A 3,162-nucleotide genomic window follows, 5' to 3' on the forward strand; every position below is an offset into this window, starting at 1 on the left:
CACGACGAGCCCGTCGTCGACGACCAGGACGCGGTCGGCGCGGCGCGCCGCGTCGAGGTCGTGCGTGACGACGACGACCTGCTGGTCGAGGTCGGCGAGCAGGTCGTCGACGACACGGCGCCAGCGCAGGTCGAGCAGCGTGGTCGGCTCGTCGCACACCAGGACCGCGGGCTCGACGGCCAGCACGGCCGCGATCGCGAGCAGCTGACGCTGGCCGCCGGACAGCGCGTGCACGGACACGTCCGCCCGTTCGCCGAGCCCGAACCGGCGCAGCGCGGCCCGCGCGGCCTCGAGTCGCTCCGCCTTGTCGGGGAGGCGCCGCCGCAACGACAGCGCGACGTCCTCGAGCGGTGTCGGCAGCACGATCTGCGCGTTCGGGTCGGTGAACACGAACCCGACGCGCTGCCGCACCGCGGCACCGTCGGCGGCGGTGTCGAGCCCGTCGACGCGCACCGTCCCGCTCGACGGCAGGACGAGCCCGTTGAGCAGCCGCGCGAGCGTCGACTTGCCCGAGCCGTTGGCGCCGACGACGGCGATCCGGCGCTCGGCGAGCCGCAGCGTCACGGGACCGAGCAGCCGGACGACGCGGTCGGCGCCGCCGGCCGGGTCGGGGCTCCAGGCGGTGACGACGACGTCGTCGAGCTCGATCACGCGCTGCCTGCCGTCAGCGGCGCGAGCGCAGCAGGTCGGGGAACGCGCGGAACACCGCGAGAGCGACGGCCGCCGCGAGCAGGTTCTTCACGACGTCGCCCGTCCAGTACACGACGTCGATCGCGAACGCCTCGCCGAAGGAGATCCCGAGCCGGGCCATGAGCCCGACGATGCCCGCGGGGTGGATCGTGAGGAAGCTCGCCCCGAGACCGGCCCCGACGAGCGCGAGGTAGCGCAGCGTGCCCGTGAGACGCAGCGCGCGCCCGGCCAGGAGACCCGCGACCGCCGCGGCGAACGGGAAGGCCAGCAGGTACCCGACGGACGGCTTGGTCAGCACCACGAGGCCGCCGGTGCCGTCCGCGAACACGGGCACGCCCGCGAGCCCGACCGCCAGGTAGAGGAGGACGGCGAGCGCACCGCGCCGCCAGCCCAGCACGAGCCCGGCGAGCACCACGCCGAACGTCTGCAGCGTGATCGGCACGCCGGACGGCGTGGGGATGCCGGGAAGGATCGCGCACACGGCGATGAACGCCGCGAACGTCGAGACCAGCGCGACGTCCGTCGCGACGCTGGAGCGCACGACGGGTGCGGGATGGACGGCCGCCGCGGCGGCGGAGTCGGTCGACAGGTGCTTCTCGGGCGCGTCGGTCATGGGTCCCCCAGGGGCCTCGTGGCGGCGTGGCGTCGGAAATCAGCGCGGATCGTCACGCTAGCGGCTAGGTAGAATCGGGGTCCTTCGCGTCCGTGGCCAACGCCGGGACGCTTTTCTCGGAGGAAACCACCACGTGATCACCGCTCAGGCCGTCGAGCTGCGCGTCGGCGCCCGTGTGCTGCTCGAGCCGACGACCTTCCGCATCGCCTCAGGCGACCGCATCGGTCTCGTCGGCCGCAACGGCGCCGGCAAGACGACCCTCACCCGCACGCTGTCGGGGGAGACCCAGCCGACGGGCGGCTCGATCTCCCGCTCGGGCGACATCGGCTACCTCCCGCAGGACCCCAGCCACGGCGACCTCGCCCAGCTCGCGATGGACCGTGTGCTCTCGGCGCGCGGCCTCGACGAGATCGTCAACGCCATGCGCGTCACCGAGGGGGCCATGGCCGCCGCGGACGACGACGTGCGCGAGACGGCGATGGCCCGGTACGCGCGCCTCGAGGCCCGGTTCACCGCGGCCGGCGGCTACGCGGCCGAGAGCGAGGCGCACCGCATCACGTCCAACCTCGGGCTCGACGACCGCGTGCTCGCGCAGCCCATGGGGACGCTGTCCGGCGGTCAGCGGCGACGCGTCGAGCTCGCGCGGATCCTGTTCTCCGGCGTCGACACGCTCCTCCTCGACGAGCCGACGAACCACCTCGACGCCGACTCGATCACGTGGCTGCGCGACTACCTCAAGCAGTACTCGGGCGGCTTCGTCGTCATCTCGCACGACGTCGAGCTGCTGCGCGCGACCGTCAACAAGGTCTTCCACCTCGACGCGAACCGGTCGCAGCTCGACCAGTACAACCTCGGCTGGGACGCGTACCTGCAGCAGCGCGAGACGGACGAGAAGCGCCGCCGTCGCGAGCGCGCGAACGCCGAGAAGAAGGCGTCGGTGCTGCTCGCGCAGGCGGACAAGATGCGCGCGAAGGCCACGAAGGCCGTCGCCGCGCAGAACATGGCGCGTCGCGCCGAGCGGATGCTGTCGGGGCTCGAGGAGGTGCGCGCCCAGGACAAGGTCGCGCGCCTGCGGTTCCCCGACCCGGCGCCCTGCGGCCGCACGCCCATCACGGCCGAGGGGCTGTCGAAGTCGTACGGCTCGCTCGAGGTGTTCACCGACGTGGACCTCGCGATCGACCGCGGCTCGAAGGTCGTCGTGCTGGGCCTCAACGGTGCGGGCAAGACGACGCTGCTGCGCATCCTCGGCGGCATCGAGGCGTCCGACACGGGTGAGGTGAAGCCCGGGCACGGGCTCAAGCTGGGGTACTACGCGCAGGAGCACGAGACGCTCGACCTCGACCGCACGGTCGTCGAGAACCTCCGCACCGCGGCGCCCGACCTCACCGACACGCAGGTCCGCTCGGTGCTCGGCTCGTTCCTGTTCTCGGGCGACGACGCCGACAAGCCGGCGCGCGTCCTGTCGGGCGGCGAGAAGACGCGTCTGGCGCTCGCGACGCTCGTCGTCTCGTCAGCCAACGTGCTGCTGCTCGACGAGCCGACGAACAACCTGGACCCGGCGTCGCGCGAGGAGATCCTGGCCGCGCTGCGCACCTACAAGGGCGCGGTCGTGCTGGTCTCGCACGACGAGGGCGCCGTCGCGGCGCTCGACCCCGAGCGCGTCCTGCTGCTGCCCGACGGCGCCGAGGACCTGTGGGGTCCGGAATACCTGGACCTCATCGCGCTGGCCTGACCGGCCCGTCGCGGCCGTCGGTCGCGGCGCGCGCGGAGAGCTGCGCGTCGATCAGCGCGTCCTCCTCGTCCTCGGCGCGGCCCCCGCGGCGGCGGGGTGCCGGTCGGACGGGTGCGCGGCCGGCGGG

3 protein-coding genes are annotated in these 3,162 nt (G+C 73.5%); 1 reads left to right on the top strand and 2 read right to left on the bottom strand.

Annotation, left to right across the window (positions count from 1 at the left end; all coding sequences use genetic code 11):
* Positions 1-651: ATP-binding cassette domain-containing protein (locus HGA02_RS14395; RefSeq protein WP_168679654.1), on the bottom strand; the 651-nt coding region annotated here is incomplete at its 3' end.
* 13 nt (positions 652-664) lie between these two features.
* A complete protein-coding gene (locus tag HGA02_RS14400) occupies positions 665-1,303 on the bottom strand; it encodes a biotin transporter BioY (RefSeq protein WP_168679656.1) in 639 nt (212 codons plus the stop codon).
* Between the two features lie 133 nt (positions 1,304-1,436).
* Here HGA02_RS14400 and abc-f point away from each other — a divergent pair, with 133 nt between their 5' ends.
* Positions 1,437-3,035 (top strand): ribosomal protection-like ABC-F family protein, encoded by a 1,599-nt coding sequence (gene abc-f / locus HGA02_RS14405; protein WP_168679657.1) that lies wholly within the window; start codon positions 1,437-1,439, stop codon positions 3,033-3,035.
* Positions 3,036-3,162: the final 127 nt, after the last annotated feature.

This window comes from Cellulomonas septica (assembly GCF_012396155.1).
Lineage (GTDB): Bacteria > Actinomycetota > Actinomycetes > Actinomycetales > Cellulomonadaceae > Cellulomonas > Cellulomonas septica.

Coding starts and splice junctions, on each gene's coding strand:
- HGA02_RS14400 (WP_168679656.1), bottom strand. CDS start 1,303: ATGACCGACGCGCCCGAGAAGCACCTGTCGACCGACTCCGCCGCCGCG.